Below are 19197 nucleotides of genomic sequence, written 5' to 3'. Positions count from 1 at the left end.
CTCTTTACTTAACTGGCTTGTCGAGGCATTCGAGCAACGCCTAATTCATCTGGCTCGCTCGATTTTCCTCTTTGCAAAATAATTTCTGGTGCCGTATCTACACGAAGCCCCATATCGGCTTCTTCCCGAATTAACTCACCGCGTAGCGAGTTAGGAAGAACTTCGGTAATACGTACATCAACGAACTGTCCAATCATATGGGGTTGACCAACAAAATTTACAACCCGATTGTTTTCAGTGCGTCCGGTAAGCTCCATCGGGTTCTTTTTCGATGGTCCGGTAACCAATATGCGTTGCTCCGTCTCCAGCATACGACGAGCGTGCGCCATAGACTGTTGGTTCAAACGTTGCTGTAATAGCTGAAGCCGCTTTTTCTTGGTTTCTTCACTAATGTCGTCAGGTAAATCAGCCGCTGGCGTTCCCGGGCGAGCACTATAAATAAAGCTGAAGCTCATGTCGAAGTCAATGCTCTGGATAAGATCCATGGTTGCTTCAAAATCGGCATCGCTTTCGCCGGGGAAACCGATGATAAAATCGGATGACATGGCGATATCAGGGCGCGCTTTTTTCAAGGCGCGAATTTTCGATTTGTATTCCAACGCCGTGTGACCACGCTTCATCATGGTCAATATACGGTCTGAACCACTTTGTACTGGTAAGTGTAAATGGCTGACCAGCTCCGGAATGGTTTTATAGGCTTCGGTAATGTCGTCTGTAAATTCAACCGGATGCGATGTGGTGTAGCGAATCCTGTCAATACCATCAATTGCCGCAACCAGGTGCAGCAATTCAGCAAAGCGGCACACTTCGCCGTCGTAATGCTCACCGCGATAGGCGTTAACGTTTTGTCCTAACAGGTTTACTTCACGGACGCCTTGTTCCGCCAGTTGTGCAATTTCATAAATGACATCATCAACCGGGCGACTGACTTCTTCACCACGAGTGTAAGGCACAACACAGAATGAGCAATATTTGCTGCAGCCTTCCATAATAGAGACAAAAGCACTGGCACCGTCGGCTTTAGGCTCGGCTAAACGGTCAAACTTTTCAATTTCAGGAAAAGAGACGTCAACCATAGGCGCATGAGTCTCGCTGACCTGATTCACCATTTCCGGTAAGCGGTGCAAGGTTTGAGGGCCAAAGATAATATCGACAAAAGGCGCGCGGGCACGTATTTCATTGCCTTCCTGAGAAGCAACGCAGCCACCAACACCAATCAATAAATTCGGATTGTTCTTTTTCAGGTTTTTCCAGCGACCTAACTGGTGAAAAACCTTTTCCTGCGCTTTTTCGCGGATGGAACAGGTGTTCAAAAGAATGAGATCGGCATCTTCGGCTTCTTCGGCAACATCGTAGCCGTGGGTTGAGTGGAGCAATTCCGCCATTTTGGTGGAATCGTACTCGTTCATCTGGCAACCCCAGGTTTTGATATATAACTTCTTACTCATGACCACTCGATGGTTGATGGATTTCGTATAAGGCGCTTATTTTATCGCGTATTGGAGCAGATTGCCAAGTTTGAAATGATTAACTTTTGCGCCGTGTTCGTATGGCAAAATAGCCTGCAACAACAATGATTAACGCGCCCCACAGCATGTGCCAGGCAAGTTCCTCTCCAAATAACCAGTAGCCGAGTAAAGCGGCGAACAAAACTGAGCTGTAAGTAAACACTCCAACCTTTGCCGGTGGGGCGATGGAAAAAGCTTTGGTCATAGCCAATTGCCCATAAACTGCCAGCAAGCCCATAACAACAACTCCAAGCCAGTGCTGAGTTGGAATAGGTTGCCACAACCACAGCAGCGGAAGCCCTGAAGCAATGGTGGCCAGAGTAGAAAAATAAAATACAATTTTACTTGTCGATTCGGTGTCCGACATGCGGCGAATGACGGTTTTGGTGAAGGCTGCGAATGCGGCGGCTAAAAAGGCTAACCCGATGACAGGTGAAAGCTCGCTGTTCATAGGGTCGAGAAAAATAAAGACACCAATAAAACCCAGCCCAATAGCCAGCCAGGTTTGTTTAGCCACATAGTCGTGTAGCCAAAGCCAGCCAATAACTGGAATTAAAAAGGGGGACAGCAACAGAACCAGAGTAGCCTGCGCCAGCGGAATTGTCGCAATAGCGTAGAAAAACAAGTACATAGCGGCAATGCCCGCAGCACCACGAATAAGGTGCAGTTTCAGGCGTTCTGTTTTTAAGTTGCCAAGACCTTTTCGCCATAACCAGGGAAGAAGAACGAGAAAGGCCATCAGGTTACGAAAAAAGACCAATTGCTCGAAAGGTTGATCCTGACTGATGTATTTAACCAGCGCACTGACGCCTGCAAAACTGGCTTCGGCACTTAAAATAAGCAAAGAAGCAATAATGACCGCTTTTTGTGAACTTTCCCTGGTCTGCATAAAAAACACTCTGAACATCGTCTTATTGACTATGATAACGGAAATTCACCACGAGATGTGTTATTTATAAGGGTTAGCGGGAATGTGAGGAGAGAGCGCGCGGTACATGAAACAGCTATCAGTATTAATAAATGGCGGCGGAATGGTTGGTGCGTCGGCAGCGCTGGCATTAGCGCAGCACGGTGCAAATGTGACCTTACTTGAACCTTTTCCTCCGGGAAAAGACAGCGGTACAGACCCTGATTGGGATTTACGCATATCGTCTGTGAATAACAGCAATTGGGAATGGTTGCTAGAGTTAGGCATTGGCGTTTGTGTGCGTCAGCAGCGGGTTTTCGATTATCAGAAACTGAGCGTAACATCGCAAAGTGGCCATAACCTGAGCTTTCAGGCGAATGAAGCGGGCTTATCCAAACTTGGCGTTATGGTCGAAAATAATGCTTTGCAGCTTGCGCTATGGACAAAACTGCGTTCTCTTAAGAACGTTGATTTACGAGAAGGCGAAACGCTCGATAAACTCAATGCCGGGACAAAAACAGTGGTTTTAAGTCAGGGCGATACGCTCAGTTATGATCTGTTGTTGGGCTGTGACGGAGCCAATTCTAAAGTGGCTCAGCTTGCCGGTTTTCATTATCGGGGCTGGGACTACGAGCAACGTTGCTTATTAGCTAATGTCAGTCTGGAAAAGCCGATAGAACCTGAAACCTGGGAAGTTTTTCGCCCGCAGGGGCCTTATGCTCTACTGCCATTGACCGAGCAACAAGCTTGCCTTATAGACTACGGCTTACGTGACAACATCAACTCCCTGCAGAGAGACAAGGCGGGTCTTGAAGCTTATTTGCGAGAGACCTTTTCTCCCCATATTGGTAATTTCCGGGTACTTAAAAGTGCTAGTTTTGCGCTGCAGAGAAAACATGCTGCACACTACGTTAAAGAAGGCTCTATTGTTTTATTAGGCGATGCTGCTCACAGTATTCACCCTATGGCCGGGCAGGGCGTTAATCTGGGGTTTGCCGATGTTCGCTGTCTGGTTGAGGTACTACAGGAAAATACTCCAAGCGTAGCTTTGGATAAATACGAAAAGACCCGGCAAGGCGAAAATGCGAAAATGATGAGGATGATGGATGCCATACAGTTTGGTTGGCGCAGTCGTAATCCAGTTATGCAGTTTGCAACCGCAGCATCCTTGAAAGTAGCGGCTTTTCCGTGGGTTAAGCGTTGGTTGTTAAAGCAGGCTGTGGGCGAATAACAGGCACAAAAAAACCACCTTAAGGTGGCCTTTCTGTTTTTCCACTTTTACTTGAGTAAAATTATACTCAAATAAAGTGGTGCGGAGGGGGGGACTTGAACCCCCACGTCCTTACGGACACTAGCACCTGAAGCTAGCGCGTCTACCAATTCCGCCACCACCGCAACAGTAGTTAGTATGGCTGGGGCACCAGGGATCGAACCTGGGAATCGCGGGATCAAAACCCGCTGCCTTACCGCTTGGCTATGCCCCATCCTACTAAGATGGCAATCACTTTTGGAAACAACTAATGGCTGGGGCACCAGGGATCGAACCTGGGAATCGCGGGATCAAAACCCGCTGCCTTACCGCTTGGCTATGCCCCAATTTTAGCTGGCTCTGAGAGTTGGTGCGGACGGAGAGACTTGAACTCTCACGCCGTGAGGCACTGGAACCTAAATCCAGCGTGTCTACCAATTCCACCACGTCCGCATCATGATCAGTTAAAGGTTGGTGGCTACGGCGAGATTCGAACTTGCGACCCCAGCATTATGAGTGCTGTGCTCTAACCAGCTGAGCTACGTAGCCATACCTTTTTACTTACCGCTCTCTGTGAGTGCGGCGCGTATTATGCAAATCGCTCCGCAGCCCGTCAACCTATTTTTGAGAAAAAACGATATTAACGGGCGCGTTTGAGCAAAAAAGCAGTTATTTGCTTAAAAAGGCAGCAAATCACCAGGGCAGGCTTTCTCCGTTGCTATGAAAAAACTGTCCGGTGGTATCTAAATTCAATTCTTCAATGCGTTGCATTAAACGTTCAGCTGCGGTTTCCGGTGGAATATCTCCGGCGTGGTTAACCATCTCGGTTTGTACAAAGCCCGGATGCAGCAGAACAACGGAAATACCTTTATCTTTTAGGTCCAGCGCCAGAGATTTGCCCGCTGCATTTAATGCGGCTTTTGACATTCGGTAACCATAACGACTACCGGAACCATTATCGCCAATGGAACCCATACGACTGGTAATCAATGCCACCTTGCTGCCGCCCGTCAAGTTTTTAAGCAGAGCTTCAGTGACTCGTAGCGGGGCTAACGCATTGACCTCAAATTGAGCACGGATATTGCCGGCGTCTAGTTCACCCAGTTCGTCTTTATGAAGCAGTCCAGCGTTATTAATTAAAACATCAATTTTTTTATCACCGATGCTTTCCGTAAGACGAAGAAGATCTGACGCTTTTGTAACGTCAATGCCTTCAATAATATCGACATCTAACTCAGTCAGTTGCTTTGAGTTGTTACGGCAAACCGCAATAACTTTATAGCCTTTTTCAGCGTACTGGCGCGCAAACTCGTAGCCAATGCCGCGGTTTGCACCGGTAATTAAAACCTGTTGTTGACTCATTTTGTACTCCAAATACCAGGGGCGCTATTCGCTAACGCCACCTTCAGTTAATTTTTTCGGGTCCAGCAACTGCTCCAGCCGGTCACGACCTAAGTCGGTCATCTCATCAGCAACATCGATAATGGCTCTGCCATCTTTATAAGCTACTTTGGCAATTTCAGCGGCCTTATTGTAGCCAATGACCGGATTAAGAGCCGTTACCAGAATAGGGTTTTTCGCTAAAGCTTGTTGCAGTCGCTCTTCATTAACCTCGAAGTCGGCAATAGCTTTGCTTGCCAGAGCTTCACAACTGTTACTGAGTATATTAATGGACTGTAGTAAGTTGTAGCCAATAACCGGCAGCATAACGTTAAGCTGGAAGTTACCTTGCTGAGCTGCGGTTGTAATTGTGGTGTGATTACCATTTACCTGAGCGGCAACCATAGCTACAGCTTCCGGAATAACCGGGTTCACTTTACCTGGCATAATACTGCTTCCGGGTTGTAATGCGGTTAGCTGAATTTCGCCTAAGCCCGCCAGTGGTCCACTGTTCATCCAGCGTAAGTCGTTACTGACTTTGAGTAAGGTAGTCGCCAGCGTATTCAGTTGTGCCGAGAGTTGTAAGTTGATTTCCTGTCCGGCAATACCCGTAAAAGGGTTCGCGGAGTGTTTAAAGTCACTGCCGCTAAGCTGAGTCAACTGTTCGGCAAACTCAGCTGCGAATTCTTTAGGGGCATTTATTCCGGTACCTATTGCTGTACCGCCCTGAGGAAGAACGCGGCTGCGCTGCAATAACTGTGGAAGTTGTTCAGCTGTAACGTCCAACTGACCCGCCCAGGCTTCAAGTTCTTGCGCCATGGTCATTGGCATGGCATCCATTAAATGGGTTCTGCCGGTTTTTACCACATTGCGTAGCTCAATGGCTTTCTTGCGAATGGTGTCAATAAGACCTTTTAAAGCCGGTTCTAACTGTTTTTCTACAGCCAGCACACTCGCTACCTGAATGGCGGTAGGTATAACATCGTTGCTTGACTGGCTTTGGTTTACATGGTCATTGGGGTGAATTTCAACACCGTTTTGTTTGGCTAAATTGGCAATAACCTCGTTCACGTTCATATTGGAACTGGTGCCTGAACCGGTTTGAAATACATCGATAGGGAAGTGCTCTAAGTGTTGACCGTTAATGATTTCTTTAGCCGCTTTAATAATGGCGTCAGCCTGTTCCTTTTCTAACTGACCGATTTTAGCGTTTGCTCCGGCCGCACTCGCTTTAACCATTGCGATGGCTTGTATTAGCTGAGTGGGTAAAGTTAACCCGCTGATGGAAAAGTTATCAACGGCGCGTTGAGTTTGTGCAGCATAAAGTGCTTTTGAGGGGACTTTGACCTCGCCCATACTGTCTTTCTCTGTGCGATAATCCTGACTCATGAATATCCCTCCTGTCATAAGCTTAAGAGTAAAAGCTTCGTATCGAAACTAGTATGTCGACACTGAGTATTTCAAATACCAATAATGAACCATAGTGGATCATTAATACGTACTCCAATCATAGCGCAGTTTCGTTTTTTCGGTTACGGTTGACTGATGTGCGCTCAATGGTAATTTTGTGGAGGATCCTGTGTGAAGCGATTTTTTATTGGTGTTTTTTTCATGGTATCTGCGGTTCAAAACGTGGTTGCAGATACCGTAACGGTTGAGGTTGTGGCCGCAGATGGTCAGCCGTTGGCAAATGCTGCACTATTAATTGAGAGGGAAAAGCCGTCTGTCAAAGTGCCTGGTCAGTCGGCGGTAGTTGATCAGGTGGACAAGCAGTTTACGCCCACGGTTAGCGCAGTAGAGCGTGGCACTGACGTTGTTTTTCCTAACAGTGATAACATTCGACACCATGTTTACTCTTTTTCTGAGGCTAAGAATTTTGAGTTAAAACTTTATTCCGATAAAGAAAAGCCAAGCGTTAATTTTGATAAAGCTGGCATAGTGACTCTCGGGTGCAATATTCACGACCAGATGGTTGCCTATGTGTTGGTAAGTGACGAATATGATGTTGCTGTAACGAATGAACAAGGTATTGCGGAGCTTAATCTGGAAGAAAGAGAAGCGCCCGCTGAAATCAAGGTTTGGCATTATTGGATGGGGGACGAATTGTCTAAAGCACAGAGCGTGCAATTAGCCTCAGATTCAGGGAAGCTAACCGCGCAGGTGCAAGTATCACCGCCGGTGCAGAAAGATAAAGAGCCGTCGCGGCTGGAACAGCGCTTTAATCGTAGAGGGAATTGATGATAACACGGTTCAGAACCCGTTTAGTTCTCATCCTTGCAGGGCTTGTAGCTGGCGCTTTGTTGGTTGCGTTAGCTGCAGTTTGGGTCGCTACAGAGAATCAGTTAGGCCGCTCCATTGAACGTGAGCTTAGTGTCAGTGAAAGAGTCTTCCGTGAGCTTCTGGATAGCCGTAGCGCTCAGTTGTTGCAAGCGGCAGAAGTTCTTACCGATGATTTTGGGTTTAAACGCGCGGTGGCTTCAAAAGATCGGGAAACCATAGTGTCAGCTTTGGTCAATTACGGTGAGCGTATTGAAGCTGAGTTGATGGTGCTGCAAACTCCCGAGGGCGAAGAAATAGCATCATCTCATGCTTTTGATAAGCTACGTATTAGCCATAGTAGGGCAGGCTCGAACAGTGAACTGGCGGTTGTCGAAGGAGAACTGTTTCAACTGGTTACAGTACCGGTTAATGCTCCAAATCTTATTGCCTGGGCAACCTTAGGTTTTGAAGTGGATTCGGGGTTAGCAGAAGAGTTAAAAAACCTGGCTAATGCCGATATCACCCTGTGGCTGGAGAACTCGGGAAAAGTCATTGCTTCCAGTCTGGAGGCCCGACAAGTGTCCTCGTTTGCAAAAGCCCTGAACAAAGACGGTCATACTCTTGATAACTGGTTGTTAAGCCAGGAACTGGCGGGGAGTGAAGTGGTGCTTGATGCCGGTTCCGATGACGCCGTTCATGTGGCATTGACAACGTCACTTGAAACGGCGGCCGCCGAGTTCACACGGCTGCATTGGCAAATTGCTTTAATTGCAATTGTCGCTCTGGTTATAGCTATGCTTTTAGCGGCGATTATAGCCCGAGGGGTTTCCCGTCCGTTACAGCAGTTATCGGGAGCGGCTAGGAAATTACAGCAAGGCGACTACAGCGAATCCGAGTTGTCGCTGAACGACGATGAGTTCGGAGAGCTGGCGAATACCTTTGGCAGCATGCGCAAGGCTATTTCCGAACGTGAAAAAAGAATTTCTTATCAGGCATCTCATGACCATTTAACCGATTTACCGAATCGTTCGTTTTTCCGTGAGCAGTTACAGTACCGTTTAGATGGCAATACCAGCTCCGGATGCCTGTTATTGTTGAATATTCATCAATTCAGAGTTCTCAACGACAGTGTGGGGCAGGAAATCGGTGATGACATCCTGCGTCAGTTATCTGCCCGGCTGAAGTGGTGTTGTGGCAACGCTGAATTATTGGCTCGCATCGGTGGCGACGAATTTGCTGTTTTATACGCTTCTGATAAGTCCGAATTCGATCTCGACAACAAAATTAAAGAGCTTCACTCTTTTCTTGATACGCCTTTTAAAGTCGGCGACAGTGATTATCGACTGGCCTTTAATATCGGTGTTGTTTATTTTCCTGGGCATGGCAACGAGGTCGATTTACTTATTCGTCGCGCGCAAGTCAGTGTTCAGCAGTCCAAACTCCAGAAGAGCTTTTATGTTGAATATAAAAGTGGGTTGGACGAACAATACATGCGGCGCCTGCAAATTATCGAGTCCCTTAAAGACGCAGTAGCGGATAAGGAGCTACATCTTGTACTGCAACCTAAAATTAATTGCCAGACGGGTTCAGTGGTGGGGGCTGAGGTATTGTTGAGATGGCAAAGTGATAAGCTCGGATTTGTCGGACCGGATGAATTTATTCCGTTAGCAGAGCAATCCGGAGCCATTACAGAGTTGACCAACTGGGTGTGCAGAGAGTCGGCCAAACTGCTTCAGAGCTGGCATGAGCAGGGGCGAAGTTTAAAATTGAGCATCAATTTGTCAACCGTCGACTTATTGAGCGACGCCTTACCCTTGCTGTTTGAACAACTCATTATTGATTTTTCTGAGTTGCCAAAATTACTGGTACTGGAAATTACAGAAAGTGCGGTAATGAAAGACCCGGAAAAAGCCATTGCCCGGCTGGAAACATTGAAGCGTCTTGGGTTTTCAATATCAATTGATGACTACGGTACCGGGCATTCCTCATTGGCACAATTGCGCCGTTTACCAGTAGAGGAATTGAAAGTAGACCGGGCCTTTGTGCAGCATTTGAGCGAGGAGTCTAAGGACAAATCTATTGTTCGTTCAACCATACACTTAGCTCACGAGTTAGGTCTTCGTGTCGTTGCAGAAGGTGTGGAAAATGAGGATAGCTGGAGAGTGTTGCAGTCGATGCATTGCGATGAGTTGCAAGGCTATTTCTTTAGCAAACCCTTACCAATTTCAGGCTTTATAGATTACTTAAATAACCATGAAACCAATGGATGATAACGAATGATGAACAAGTGTTTATATGGCGGCGGTTTTTTGCTGACCTGTGCTCTAGCTTTAACCCCGCCTGCAGCAGCGGATCAGGGAGCCCGATTACTAGCGACCGGTGGTACCAGTAGTCTTGAAGGCTCTGGCGGCGGAGGCATAGTGCCCTGGGCTACGTTAAGCAGTTATGCCGGTGAAGGCCAATTTGGCGCGACGGTTAACTTAAGTGAAGTTTCAGTTGATGATTTCCGCTTAAGTGTTCAGGGCGCCAGTTTGAGCTGGAACAACCGTATTGAGCTTTCGTATGCTGAACAAACCTTTGATCTCTCCACTATTGGCGGCGAATTGAGCCAAAGCATTGTTGGTGCAAAAGTACGTTTGGCAGGGGACTTAATTTATGGTGACCTACCGCAAATAAGCCTGGGTTTACAACATAAGAAGAACAACGACTATGACTTGCCAGCGGCGATAGGCTCTCAGGATGACAGTGGCACCGACTGGTATGTCAGTGCGGCAAAAGCCTGGCTAGACGGGCCTTTCCATCGTACCTGGGTTGCTAATCTGACTTTGCGTTCAAGTAAAGCTAACCAATTGGGCTTACTGGGCTTTGGCGGCGATAAAGAAGATGGCCGTGAGTGGCTGGCTGAAGCTTCCGTAGCTGCGTTTATTAATCGTTATTGGGCTGTAGGCGTTGAGTATCGACAGAAACCGGACAACTTAAGTTTTGCTCAAGAGCAGGACTGGAAAGATCTTTTTGTTGCTTATTTCCCGAATAAACATGTATCGGTTGTTGGTGCCTACACCGATCTGGGCTCGATTGCCGGCCTGGATGATCAAACGGGTTGGTATTTATCGGTTCAGGCGGCCTTTTAAGGAGAGACTATGAAAACTGTTTTGTTATTGGTGGCCTTGTTGTTTTCGCCGCTTAGCTTTGCTCAGAGTCTGTATCAGCAACTGGGTGAGCAGCAGGGCATAGAGACTATCGTCGAAGAAATGCTCTACCGGGTGGGTGGTGATGAGCGTATTGCGCATCATTTTGATGGTGTTGATATTATGCGTGTGCACAAACTCATCAGTGAACAAGTGTGTGACTTAAGTGGTGGTCCTTGTGATTACAGTGGCGAGGATATGAAAACTTCCCATCGTAATATGGGAGTCGACAATGCGGATTTTAACGCTTTAGTCGAACACTTGATTGCTGCAATGGAAAAAGAGGATGTGCCGGTTTCGGCGCAGAATCAGTTATTGGGCGTGCTGGCGCCAATGCATAGCGATATTGTCGAAGAGTAATGAGTGAAAAAAGTGGCTCGCTGAGAGCGAGCCACTAATCGGTATTTAAACGTTAAAGCGGAAGTGAATGACATCGCCGTCTTTCACAATGTACTCTTTCCCTTCCAGACGCCATTTCCCGGCATCTTTTGCACCTTGTTCACCGTTGTTGGCTATATAGTCGTCATAACCAACGATCTCGGCGCGAATGAAGCCTTTTTCAAAGTCAGTATGAATGCGTCCGGCTGCCTGCGGTGCAGTTGAACCCACTTTAACTGTCCAGGCGCGAACTTCCTTTACGCCGGCGGTGAAGTAAGTGTGCAGGTTTAGTAGTTCATAGCCGCCACGAATAACGCGGTTAAGCCCCGGTTCGTCCTGACCCAGCTCGCTTAAGAACTCTTCTTTATCGGCTTCGTCCAGCTCGGCAATTTCTGATTCAATAGCGGCACATACCGGAACGACTACCGCATTCTCGGTTGCGGCAATTTCACGAACTTTGTCAAGATGTGGGTTATTTTCAAAGCCGTCTTCGTTGACATTAGCAATGTACATAGTCGGCTTTAAAGTTAGCAAGTTGTATGAACGAATAGTGGCACGCTCATCTTTGCTTAGCTCAACAGAACGAGCCATTTGGCCTTCGTCCAGTGCCGGTTTCAGCTTTTCCAGCACGGCGATTTCGGCTTTAGCTTGTGAATCCCCACCTTTCGCTTTTTTACTTAAACGGTACAGAGACTTATCAACCGAGTCTAAATCGGCTAAAGCCAGCTCGGTGTTAATAGTGTCAATGTCATCGGCAGGGTCGATACCACCGCTGACATGCACTATGTTGTCGTCTTCAAAACAGCGAACAACATGGCCAATAGCGTCAGTTTCACGAATGTTTGCTAAAAACTGGTTACCTAAGCCTTCGCCTTTTGAAGCACCTTTAACTAACCCGGCGATATCCACAAACTCCATGGTTGTTGGAATGACTCGTTCCGGGTTAACAATAGCGGCTAGCTTATCAAGGCGAGGGTCAGGAACAGGCACAACACCAGTGTTTGGTTCGATGGTACAAAATGGAAAGTTTGCAGCTTCAATGCCTGCTTTGGTCAGTGCGTTGAAGAGAGTGGATTTACCTACGTTAGGTAAACCAACGATACCACATCGAAATCCCATGAGAGTTTAGCCTTTCTGTTCAGGGCGGTAGCTATGCAGGCGCTGCAACGCAGTTCCCCAGCCTTCCGCCATTAATGTGTCGATACTGCGGCTGGCTTCATCGATACAATCATCAATAAGCCGCTGTTCATTTGCTGAAGCTTTGCCTAAGACAAAGCCAGTTACCTTCGTTTTATCGCCCGGGTGGCCAATACCAATGCGTAACCGCATAAAGTCCTGGCTGCCTGTCTGGGCAATAATGTCTTTAATTCCGTTATGCCCGCCGGCACCTCCACCTTTCTTAAACTTAGCAACGCCGGGTGGTAAATCGAGCTCATCGTAAGCCACTAAAATTTCGTTAGCCGGTATTTTATAAAAGTTAGCCAGAGCCGCAACAGAGAAGCCACTACGGTTCATAAAATTTTGTGGTAATACAATGCGCAGGTCATGAGCGCCTTGTTGCCAGCGTCCAATCAGAGCTTTGCTTTTTGCATCAGGGGAGAGCGTAATCGCGTGGCGTCTGCAAAAGTCATCGACTAACCAGAAACCAGCGTTGTGGCGAGTTCGTTCATACTCGGGGCCCGGATTTCCCAGGCCCACAAGCAGTTTTACTTCAGTTCCCATAACAGGAGACTGACTTATTCTTCGTCAGCGTCTTTGCTGTTTTCAGCAGGAACGTCGCCAGGTGCTACTGTATCTTCTTCGGTCTCTTCTTTCTCGACGCGAGGAGCAGTAATAGACACAACCGCCTGGTCGTGGTCTTCACCTTTAGTCAGTTCAACTAACTCAACGCCTTTAGGCAGTTTTAAGTCAGTCAGGTGAATGGTGTCACCTACGCTGAGTTCAGCAATATCAACTTCCAGGTATTCTGGTAAGTCTTTCGGTAATACAGTAATTTCCACGTCGTTTACGTGGTGAACAACAACACCGCCTTCTTCTTTAACGCCCTTCGCAGTTGTTTCGTTTAAGAAATGCAGAGGTAAGTTAGTGTGAAGTTTGTGGCCTTTTTCTACACGCTGGAAATCCAGGTGAGTCAATTTAGGCTTGTACGGGTGACGCTGCATGTCTTTTAGGATTGCCTGATGTTTCTTACCATCAAATTCCAGCGTCACAATGTGTGAATAGAAGGCTTCGTAGTCGGCCATGTTATTCACTTTATTGTGGTCTAACGCTAATGCGATAGGCTCGCCCTGACCACCGTATAAAATCGCTGGTACTTTGTCCTCATGACGCAGGCGGCGGCTCGCACCTTTCCCTTTGTCCGTGCGGACGGTAGCTTGGATGTTAAAATCTAATTCAGCCATGATTTGGCCTCTCAATGTTTAAAGTTTTTATTTGTCAGCACTCGCGACCAAGAGCTGACCCAGAAACTTAGAAACCGACAACGAGGCCGGTTTCTAAGGGCGCGCAATACTAGCACTGGGCAGGAATAATTACAACAATCAGTAATCGAACATTGCTGAAATAGATTCTTCATTACTAACGCGGCGCAGTGCTTCTGAAAGCATACCAGACAAGGTTAACTGAGTAACTTTACCAGTGGCTTTCATCGCATCGCTCAGCGGAACACTGTCGGTAACGATAAATTCGTCAATTTCAGAGTCTTTAATGTTCTGCACCGCATTACCGGAAAATACCGGGTGAGTAGCGTAAGCAAACACACGCTTTGCACCGTGAGATTTCAGTGCTTCTGCGGCTTTGCAAAGCGTTCCGCCAGTATCAATCATGTCATCGACAATAATGCAGTCACGGCCTTTAACATCACCAATTATGTGCATAACCTGCGATACGTTGGCTGACGGACGGCGCTTATCAATGATGGCTAAATCGGTGTCGTCCATTAGCTTGGCAAAAGCACGGGCACGCACAACACCACCAATATCAGGAGAGACCACAACCGGATGGTCGAAGTTTTGCTGACGCATGTGCTCTAATAAAACCGGGGTTCCGAAAACGTTATCGACAGGCACATCGAAGAAGCCCTGAATTTGCTCTGCGTGTAAGTCGACAGTCAGTACACGGTCAACACCCACACTGGATAAGAAATCGGCAACAACTTTAGCAGTAATAGGAACACGAGCTGAACGAACCCGGCGATCCTGACGAGCGTAACCAAAATAAGGCATCACTGCAGTAATACGACCAGCAGACGCACGACGTAAGGCGTCCACCATAACAATGAGTTCCATTAAATTGTCATTGGTTGGGGCGCACGTAGATTGAAGAATAAAGACGTCGGAACCGCGGACGTTTTCATTGATGGCGACGCTAATTTCGCCGTCACTAAAGCGACCAACGGAAGCTTCACCAAGTTTGATATAAAGGCGATCGGCGATTTTCTGGGCTAGCTCAGGAGTGGCGTTGCCGGCGAAAAGTTTCATGTCAGGCACAACATACCTCGACTTTTATTGGGTTAATGTCTGGATAAGTGGTGAACGGTTCTGGCCTTGAGCGATAAATGAGCAAAGTTCTTTGGGAACCTGCTGTTGCGCTTCCTTTGCGGCTTGTCTTGTTTCGAATGTTGAAAAAAGACATGCTCCACTGCCAGTGAGCCGAGTCGGGGCGTATTCTAGCAAGGCACGGCGTAACATAGCAACTTCGGTGTGTAGATCGCAGACCACTGGTTCAAACACATTCGCGACTTTTTGCTGTTGCCAGTTGTCCGCGGTAACCGGCGAGCAGTTGCGTTCTAGCTTAGGGTGAGAGAACAACGCAGCCGTACTGATAGAAACATTGGGTTTAACCACTAAATACCACGGAGTAGGCGGTGTTATATTAGTGAACACATCGCCGATACCTTCAGCAAAACAAGCATGTCCATGAATAAACACAGGCACATCGGCACCGAGTTTGCGACCTATTGCCTGTAATTCAGTGCTATTTAAATGGCTACCCCAAAGCTGATTCAGCCCCACCAGTGCGGTTGCCGCATTAGATGAACCACCACCTAGCCCGGCACCCTGAGGAAGTCTCTTAATTAATTCAATCGAGCAGCCAGGAAGTTGCGTAATGCCTTTTTCTTCGTATGTTTTTCTTAGCGCTGTTAACGCCTTCCAGACTAAATTCTCGTCGCGGGGAATGTGGCTATCGTGGTCAATTAAATCAAACTTGTCGTCGGCGGCGGTATAGAATTTCAGAGTGTCGGCGTAGTCCAGAAACTGAAAAACAGTCTGTAAATTGTGGTACCCGTCGGAGCGGCGCCCGATAATATGCAAAAATAGGTTGAGTTTCGCCGGAGCTGGGAGCGTTAAGGTGTTTACTGCCATTCGTTCACTTGTACCTTTATCAGTAGGTCCGGACTTTCCAGGTGGATTTGTTCCGGCAAGGTTACTGTTTGTACTTTGTCCTGATCATAGAACCAGCTGAGCTGCCAGTTTTGACCCCGGTGAAATATCGCCGACTGAGCTAAGGTTCCATCTTTATGATAACTCACAGACTTTAGTGAGTTTGTTTTTCTGCCCAGAACCCAGTGGTGTAATTGCTCAAAGGGAACGGCAGCACCCAGTAGACGGTATAATAAAGCGTCTGCTGAAGGAGCCCAGCGTTCCTGATCATCGGAGTCAGTTAACAAGGCGCCGCTGTCATCGACGGTCAGCTTAGCCAGTTGGCCTTTTAGCGGGTGAGAAAAACGAATAACCTGTTGGTGAGGCTGGTAGTGCCAGTTAATGTAAAAACTGTCCCTTTCCTTATTTTGCTTTTGAATAACCGCCATGCGGCCACTTAACGACCACTGTTGCAACTGCTCCAGCTTTTGTTGATGAGCGTCAATAATACGTTGATTAACTTCGGTACTGCTTGCTTGCTCTGATGGCGTCGGCAGCGCGCACCCGGCTAACGATGTTATGACAACCAGGTAAACCCAGAATAGTCGGCGTTGAATCATATTTTTCAATTGCTGCAATCGGAATGTAATTAGTTGACCAGAAAGCGCTGTCACTTTCAATGACTAAGGCTTTCACGTACAATCGGGCAACTTAGATTTTGGCCGCGTTGGGATAACGAGTTTCACAGTCAGATGACCATTTCAGCTCTCGGAATTAATCATAAAACCGCATCAGTCGATTTGCGCGAGCAAGTTGCGTTCAGTGCTGAACAGCTTGATGCTGCGCTGCAGGCCGTGCGTAATCTTCAAGGTGTTGAAGAAGCCGTCATCGTCTCTACCTGTAACCGAACCGAGCTATATTGCCGGGGTGAAGTGTCTGGCGACTTGCTCCTGGGCTGGTTAACCGGTTTCCACAAATTGGCACCAAATGCGCTGGAAAATCATCATTATCACTTTCAGGGCGAGCAGGCCATTACCCACCTTATGTCGGTTGCCAGTGGTTTAGACTCGCTGGTGCTTGGCGAGCCACAAATTCTGGGGCAGGTGAAGCAAGCGTATCAGGCCGCAAAACGTCAGGCCTCGGTGGGCGGTATCCTTGAACGCTTATTTCAGCAAACCTTTCGTGTAGCAAAAACCGTTAGAAATGAAACCGCGGTAGGTCAAAACGCGGTTTCGGTTGCATATGCTGCGGTTTCTATGGCGCGTCATATTTTCGCTAACTTACAGAAGTCAAAGGTGCTGTTGATTGGAGCCGGTGATACTTCCGAGCTGGTTGCTCAGCATTTGAAACAACAAGGCGTGACTGAAATTCTGGTGGCAAACCGGACTCTGCAACGAGCTAGCGAAATGGCTGAACGTGTCGGGGCAACGGCTCACAGCTTGTCTGAGTTATCAGAGTTATTACCGCAGGCCGATATTGTCGTCAGTTCAACCGCCAGTACTTTGCCTATTGTGGGCAAAGGCAGCATTGAAAAAGCACTGAAAAAGCGTCGGCACAGACCCATGCTGTTAATTGACCTGGCTGTGCCGCGGGACATTGAAGAGCAGGTTAATGAACTCGATGACGCTTACCTTTATACAGTTGACGATCTTCAAAGTATTATTAGCGAAAATATTCGTAACCGTGAGCAGGCAGCTCGTGAAGCTCAGGTTATTATTCAGCAGCAAACGAAAGAGTTTAATGACTGGCTGAAATCCCTGAATAGTGTAGAGCTGGTGCGGGAGTACCGTACGCACACAAAAACACTAGCTGACGAGCAGTTAAAAAAAGCATTAGCGCAAATAGAGCAGGGCAAAGACCCGGCCGAAGTGCTGCAACGATTCAGTCACAGGCTGGTGCAGCAGTTAACGCATAAACCGACAAGCTTATTGAAATCTGCCGGCGAAAATAACGACCAATATACGCTGGCCGTTTTGCAACAACTTTGGTCAGAGCCATCCTCTGACTCATCAAAAGGCAAATAAAAACATGTTGAATCCATCCATTGAACGCAAACTAGAAGGGTTAGTTGAGCGTTATCAGGAAGTGCAGGCTTTATTGGGTGAGCCCGATGTGATCAGTGATCAAAACCGTTTTCGCTCATTATCGCGTGAGTACTCTCAATTAGAAGAGGTGGTTGGTTGCTTTGAAGAGTACCGCCAGAATCAGGATGATCAGGCAGCTGCAAAAGATATGGCTGAAGATGATGACGCTGAAATGCGCGAAATGGCGGAAGAAGAGCTAAAAGAGGCAAGAAAAGCCGAAGAAGAGCTGGAAAACCGCCTACAACTTCTGTTGCTGCCTAAAGACCCGAACGATGATCGTTCATGCTATTTGGAAATTCGGGCCGGAGCTGGCGGTGATGAAGCGTCGATATTCGCCGGCGATTTATTCCGTATGTATAGCCGCTACGCTGAAAAAAATGGCTGGAAGGTCAATATCGTCAGTGCCAGTGATGGCGAACACGGCGGTTATAAAGAAATTATTGCTCACATGAGTGGTGATGGTGTTTACGGACGCATGAAGTTTGAGTCTGGTGGGCATCGGGTGCAGCGTGTTCCTGAAACTGAATCGCAAGGGCGTATTCATACTTCAGCTTGTACCGTTGCCGTGTTACCGGAAATTCCAGAAGCCGAGGCCGTTGAAATTAACCCGGCGGACTTACGTGTCGATACTTACCGCGCCTCGGGTGCTGGTGGTCAGCACGTTAACCGAACCGATTCTGCTATTCGTCTTACCCATATACCAACCGGTGTGGTGGTTGAGTGTCAGGAAGAGCGCTCGCAACATAAAAACCGGGCTAAAGCTATGTCGGTTTTACAGGCAAGAATACAACGTCTGGAAGATGAAAAACGTCAGGCAGAAGAAGACAGTACCCGGCGTAACCTGGTAGGAAGTGGTGATCGTTCGGAGCGTATTCGCACTTATAATTACCCGCAAAGCCGGGTAACAGACCACCGCATTAACCTGACGCTGTATCGGTTAGATGAAGTACTTACCGGCGACATTGATTTGATACTGGATGCCATTATTACTGAGCATCAGGCGGATCAACTGGCGGCTCTGTCTGAAGGACAGCAATGACGCTGCAGCAAGCCATAAAGTGGGGGCGGCAGCAGTTAAAGCAGAGTGAAGATGCTGCTGCGGATGTTTCTGCCTTACTTTGCTTTGTGCTGGATAAAGAAAAAACTTACCTTATGACCTGGCCGGAAAAGCAGCTGACAGAAGAGCAGCAATGCCATTATGAGGAATGTATTTTAGCTCGGCAGAAAGGCAAGCCCGTGGCTCATATCACTGGTCGCCGCGAGTTTTGGTCATTGATGCTTGAAGTAAACGACAGCACGTTAATTCCCCGTCCCGATACTGAAACGCTGGTTGAAGCGGCGCTTAGTCTTGAACTTCCCGAACATGCGCGCGTACTGGATTTAGGCACGGGTACGGGTGCGGTTGCGCTGGCTTTGAAGTCTGAACGTCCCGGCTGGCAAGTTTGGGCGTGTGATAAAAGTAGCGACGCGGTGGAACTGGCACGCCGGAATAGTCAGGCTTTAGGTTTAAATGTTGAAATTTTGTGCAGTAACTGGTTTCAATCTGTGCCAAAGTCTCTTAAGTTTGACTTGATTTTATCGAACCCTCCCTACATTGATGCAGGCGATCCGCACTTGAGTATGGGAGATGTCAGATTTGAGCCTCAGACGGCGTTAATTGCGGAAAATAACGGTTTAGCCGATATAGAGACTATTATAAAAGAAGCCAATAACCATTTAGCAAACCAGGGGTGGTTGCTACTTGAACAGGGATGGCGCCAGGCTGATAGCGTGGTGGAGTTACTGTTTAAAAATGGTTACAAAAAGGTTAACCGCTGGCAGGATTATGCTAGGGTAGAACGAGTTACCGGCGGAACAAAAGCCAGGGCGGGGAGAGACTAATA

Annotated in this window: 18 protein-coding genes and 5 tRNA genes; 8 read left to right on the top strand and 15 right to left on the bottom strand. The window is 47.6% G+C overall.

Going from position 1 to position 19197, the window contains the following annotated elements:
- Positions 1-8: 8 nt before the first annotated feature.
- Positions 9-1448: a tRNA (N6-isopentenyl adenosine(37)-C2)-methylthiotransferase MiaB gene (gene miaB, locus ACP7H9_RS03475; protein WP_439222172.1), complete on the bottom strand. Its 1440-nt coding sequence runs from the start codon at positions 1446-1448 to the stop codon at positions 9-11.
- Between the two features lie 79 nt (positions 1449-1527).
- Positions 1528-2397: a DMT family transporter gene (locus ACP7H9_RS03470; protein ID WP_011234191.1), complete on the bottom strand. Its 870-nt coding sequence runs from the start codon at positions 2395-2397 to the stop codon at positions 1528-1530.
- 106 nt (positions 2398-2503) lie between these two features.
- Here ACP7H9_RS03470 and ACP7H9_RS03465 point away from each other — a divergent pair, with 106 nt between their 5' ends.
- Positions 2504-3646 (top strand): FAD-dependent oxidoreductase, encoded by a 1143-nt coding sequence (locus tag ACP7H9_RS03465; RefSeq protein WP_153848992.1) that lies wholly within the window; start codon positions 2504-2506, stop codon positions 3644-3646.
- Between the two features lie 77 nt (positions 3647-3723).
- On the opposite strand, the gene ACP7H9_RS03460 is transcribed toward ACP7H9_RS03465, so the two are convergent.
- The 7 genes from ACP7H9_RS03460 to ACP7H9_RS03430 form a co-directional block, all read right to left on the bottom strand.
- Positions 3724-3810, bottom strand: a tRNA-Leu gene (locus ACP7H9_RS03460).
- A 14-nt stretch (positions 3811-3824) separates the two neighbouring features.
- Positions 3825-3899 (bottom strand) — tRNA-Gln (locus tag ACP7H9_RS03455).
- 37 nt (positions 3900-3936) lie between these two features.
- A tRNA-Gln gene (locus tag ACP7H9_RS03450) sits at positions 3937-4011 on the bottom strand.
- A gap of 21 nt (positions 4012-4032) precedes the next feature.
- Positions 4033-4117: transfer RNA gene (locus tag ACP7H9_RS03445), tRNA-Leu, on the bottom strand.
- 19 nt (positions 4118-4136) lie between these two features.
- A tRNA-Met gene (locus ACP7H9_RS03440) sits at positions 4137-4213 on the bottom strand.
- Positions 4214-4357: 144 nt separating this feature from the next.
- Positions 4358-5026, bottom strand: a complete 669-nt coding sequence (locus tag ACP7H9_RS03435; RefSeq protein ID WP_110012600.1) for an SDR family oxidoreductase — start codon at positions 5024-5026, stop codon at positions 4358-4360.
- Positions 5027-5050: 24 nt separating this feature from the next.
- Positions 5051-6433 (bottom strand): class II fumarate hydratase, encoded by a 1383-nt coding sequence (locus ACP7H9_RS03430; protein ID WP_114981532.1) that lies wholly within the window; start codon positions 6431-6433, stop codon positions 5051-5053.
- A gap of 192 nt (positions 6434-6625) precedes the next feature.
- Between ACP7H9_RS03430 and ACP7H9_RS03425 the strand changes: the two genes are divergently transcribed.
- From ACP7H9_RS03425 to ACP7H9_RS03410, 4 genes are read left to right on the top strand one after another with little or no spacing between them, the layout of a single operon-like run.
- Positions 6626-7282, top strand: a complete 657-nt coding sequence (locus ACP7H9_RS03425) for a methylamine utilization protein (protein WP_439222171.1) — start codon at positions 6626-6628, stop codon at positions 7280-7282.
- Positions 7282-9573 (top strand): EAL domain-containing protein, encoded by a 2292-nt coding sequence (locus tag ACP7H9_RS03420; RefSeq protein ID WP_439222170.1) that lies wholly within the window; start codon positions 7282-7284, stop codon positions 9571-9573. The genes ACP7H9_RS03425 and ACP7H9_RS03420 overlap by 1 nt, the downstream gene beginning before the upstream one ends.
- Positions 9574-9579: 6 nt before the next feature.
- The gene (locus ACP7H9_RS03415) at positions 9580-10434 is read left to right on the top strand and encodes a DUF3034 family protein (protein WP_110012597.1); all 855 of its coding nucleotides are present in this window, start codon (positions 9580-9582) and stop codon (positions 10432-10434) included.
- 9 nt (positions 10435-10443) lie between these two features.
- Positions 10444-10851: a group I truncated hemoglobin gene (locus ACP7H9_RS03410; RefSeq protein WP_439222169.1), complete on the top strand. Its 408-nt coding sequence runs from the start codon at positions 10444-10446 to the stop codon at positions 10849-10851.
- 45 nt (positions 10852-10896) lie between these two features.
- Here ACP7H9_RS03410 and ychF read toward each other — a convergent pair whose 3' ends face one another.
- The 6 genes from ychF to lolB form a co-directional block, all read right to left on the bottom strand.
- On the bottom strand, positions 10897-11988 hold the full coding sequence (ychF, locus tag ACP7H9_RS03405; protein WP_011234183.1) for a redox-regulated ATPase YchF: 1092 nt from the start codon (positions 11986-11988) through the stop codon (positions 10897-10899).
- 6 nt (positions 11989-11994) lie between these two features.
- Complete coding sequence (gene pth, locus ACP7H9_RS03400; RefSeq protein WP_034820237.1) at positions 11995-12591, bottom strand: aminoacyl-tRNA hydrolase; 597 nt, start codon at positions 12589-12591, stop codon at positions 11995-11997.
- A 14-nt stretch (positions 12592-12605) separates the two neighbouring features.
- A complete protein-coding gene (locus ACP7H9_RS03395; RefSeq protein WP_011234181.1) occupies positions 12606-13271 on the bottom strand; it encodes a 50S ribosomal protein L25/general stress protein Ctc in 666 nt (221 codons plus the stop codon).
- Positions 13272-13409: 138 nt separating this feature from the next.
- Positions 13410-14357 carry a ribose-phosphate pyrophosphokinase gene (locus ACP7H9_RS03390; RefSeq protein WP_016341307.1) on the bottom strand — a complete coding sequence of 316 codons (948 nt, stop codon included), beginning with the start codon at positions 14355-14357 and terminating at the stop codon, positions 13410-13412.
- Positions 14358-14372: 15 nt separating this feature from the next.
- Positions 14373-15233 (bottom strand): 4-(cytidine 5'-diphospho)-2-C-methyl-D-erythritol kinase, encoded by an 861-nt coding sequence (ispE, locus tag ACP7H9_RS03385; protein ID WP_153848996.1) that lies wholly within the window; start codon positions 15231-15233, stop codon positions 14373-14375.
- The gene (gene lolB / locus ACP7H9_RS03380; protein ID WP_439222168.1) at positions 15224-15850 is read right to left on the bottom strand and encodes a lipoprotein insertase outer membrane protein LolB; all 627 of its coding nucleotides are present in this window, start codon (positions 15848-15850) and stop codon (positions 15224-15226) included. Before lolB ends, ispE begins: the two co-directional genes overlap by 10 nt.
- A gap of 132 nt (positions 15851-15982) precedes the next feature.
- Here lolB and hemA point away from each other — a divergent pair, with 132 nt between their 5' ends.
- Genes hemA through prmC form a run of 3 tightly spaced genes read left to right on the top strand, consistent with a single transcriptional unit; the run spans position 15983 to position 19195 of the window.
- Positions 15983-17254: a glutamyl-tRNA reductase gene (hemA, locus tag ACP7H9_RS03375; RefSeq protein WP_011234177.1), complete on the top strand. Its 1272-nt coding sequence runs from the start codon at positions 15983-15985 to the stop codon at positions 17252-17254.
- Positions 17255-17258: 4 nt separating this feature from the next.
- Positions 17259-18353, top strand: a complete 1095-nt coding sequence (gene prfA, locus ACP7H9_RS03370) for a peptide chain release factor 1 (protein ID WP_011234176.1) — start codon at positions 17259-17261, stop codon at positions 18351-18353.
- Positions 18350-19195 carry a peptide chain release factor N(5)-glutamine methyltransferase gene (gene prmC, locus ACP7H9_RS03365; protein WP_153848997.1) on the top strand — a complete coding sequence of 282 codons (846 nt, stop codon included), beginning with the start codon at positions 18350-18352 and terminating at the stop codon, positions 19193-19195. Before prfA ends, prmC begins: the two co-directional genes overlap by 4 nt.
- Positions 19196-19197: the final 2 nt, after the last annotated feature.

This window comes from Idiomarina sp. ST20R2A10 (assembly GCF_051842345.1).
GTDB lineage: Bacteria > Pseudomonadota > Gammaproteobacteria > Enterobacterales > Alteromonadaceae > Idiomarina > Idiomarina loihiensis.
The sequence above is the reverse complement of the archived record's forward strand: the minus strand, read 5'-3'. Positions and strand labels throughout refer to the sequence as shown.

What these genes read in the sequence shown, in the direction of transcription:
- miaB (WP_439222172.1), bottom strand. Translation starts at nt 1,448, where the DNA reads ATGAGTAAGAAGTTATATATCAAAACCTGGGGTTGCCAGATGAACGAG.
- ACP7H9_RS03470 (WP_011234191.1), bottom strand. Translation starts at nt 2,397, where the DNA reads ATGCAGACCAGGGAAAGTTCACAAAAAGCGGTCATTATTGCTTCTTTG.
- ACP7H9_RS03465 (WP_153848992.1), top strand. Translation starts at nt 2,504, where the DNA reads ATGAAACAGCTATCAGTATTAATAAATGGCGGCGGAATGGTTGGTGCG.
- ACP7H9_RS03435 (WP_110012600.1), bottom strand. Translation starts at nt 5,026, where the DNA reads ATGAGTCAACAACAGGTTTTAATTACCGGTGCAAACCGCGGCATTGGC.
- ACP7H9_RS03430 (WP_114981532.1), bottom strand. Translation starts at nt 6,433, where the DNA reads ATGAGTCAGGATTATCGCACAGAGAAAGACAGTATGGGCGAGGTCAAA.
- ACP7H9_RS03420 (WP_439222170.1), top strand. Translation starts at nt 7,282, where the DNA reads ATGATAACACGGTTCAGAACCCGTTTAGTTCTCATCCTTGCAGGGCTT.
- ACP7H9_RS03415 (WP_110012597.1), top strand. Translation starts at nt 9,580, where the DNA reads ATGATGAACAAGTGTTTATATGGCGGCGGTTTTTTGCTGACCTGTGCT.
- ACP7H9_RS03410 (WP_439222169.1), top strand. Translation starts at nt 10,444, where the DNA reads ATGAAAACTGTTTTGTTATTGGTGGCCTTGTTGTTTTCGCCGCTTAGC.
- ychF (WP_011234183.1), bottom strand. Translation starts at nt 11,988, where the DNA reads ATGGGATTTCGATGTGGTATCGTTGGTTTACCTAACGTAGGTAAATCC.
- pth (WP_034820237.1), bottom strand. Translation starts at nt 12,591, where the DNA reads ATGGGAACTGAAGTAAAACTGCTTGTGGGCCTGGGAAATCCGGGCCCC.
- ACP7H9_RS03395 (WP_011234181.1), bottom strand. Translation starts at nt 13,271, where the DNA reads ATGGCTGAATTAGATTTTAACATCCAAGCTACCGTCCGCACGGACAAA.
- ispE (WP_153848996.1), bottom strand. Translation starts at nt 15,233, where the DNA reads ATGGCAGTAAACACCTTAACGCTCCCAGCTCCGGCGAAACTCAACCTA.
- lolB (WP_439222168.1), bottom strand. Translation starts at nt 15,850, where the DNA reads ATGATTCAACGCCGACTATTCTGGGTTTACCTGGTTGTCATAACATCG.
- hemA (WP_011234177.1), top strand. Translation starts at nt 15,983, where the DNA reads ATGACCATTTCAGCTCTCGGAATTAATCATAAAACCGCATCAGTCGAT.
- prfA (WP_011234176.1), top strand. Translation starts at nt 17,259, where the DNA reads ATGTTGAATCCATCCATTGAACGCAAACTAGAAGGGTTAGTTGAGCGT.
- prmC (WP_153848997.1), top strand. Translation starts at nt 18,350, where the DNA reads ATGACGCTGCAGCAAGCCATAAAGTGGGGGCGGCAGCAGTTAAAGCAG.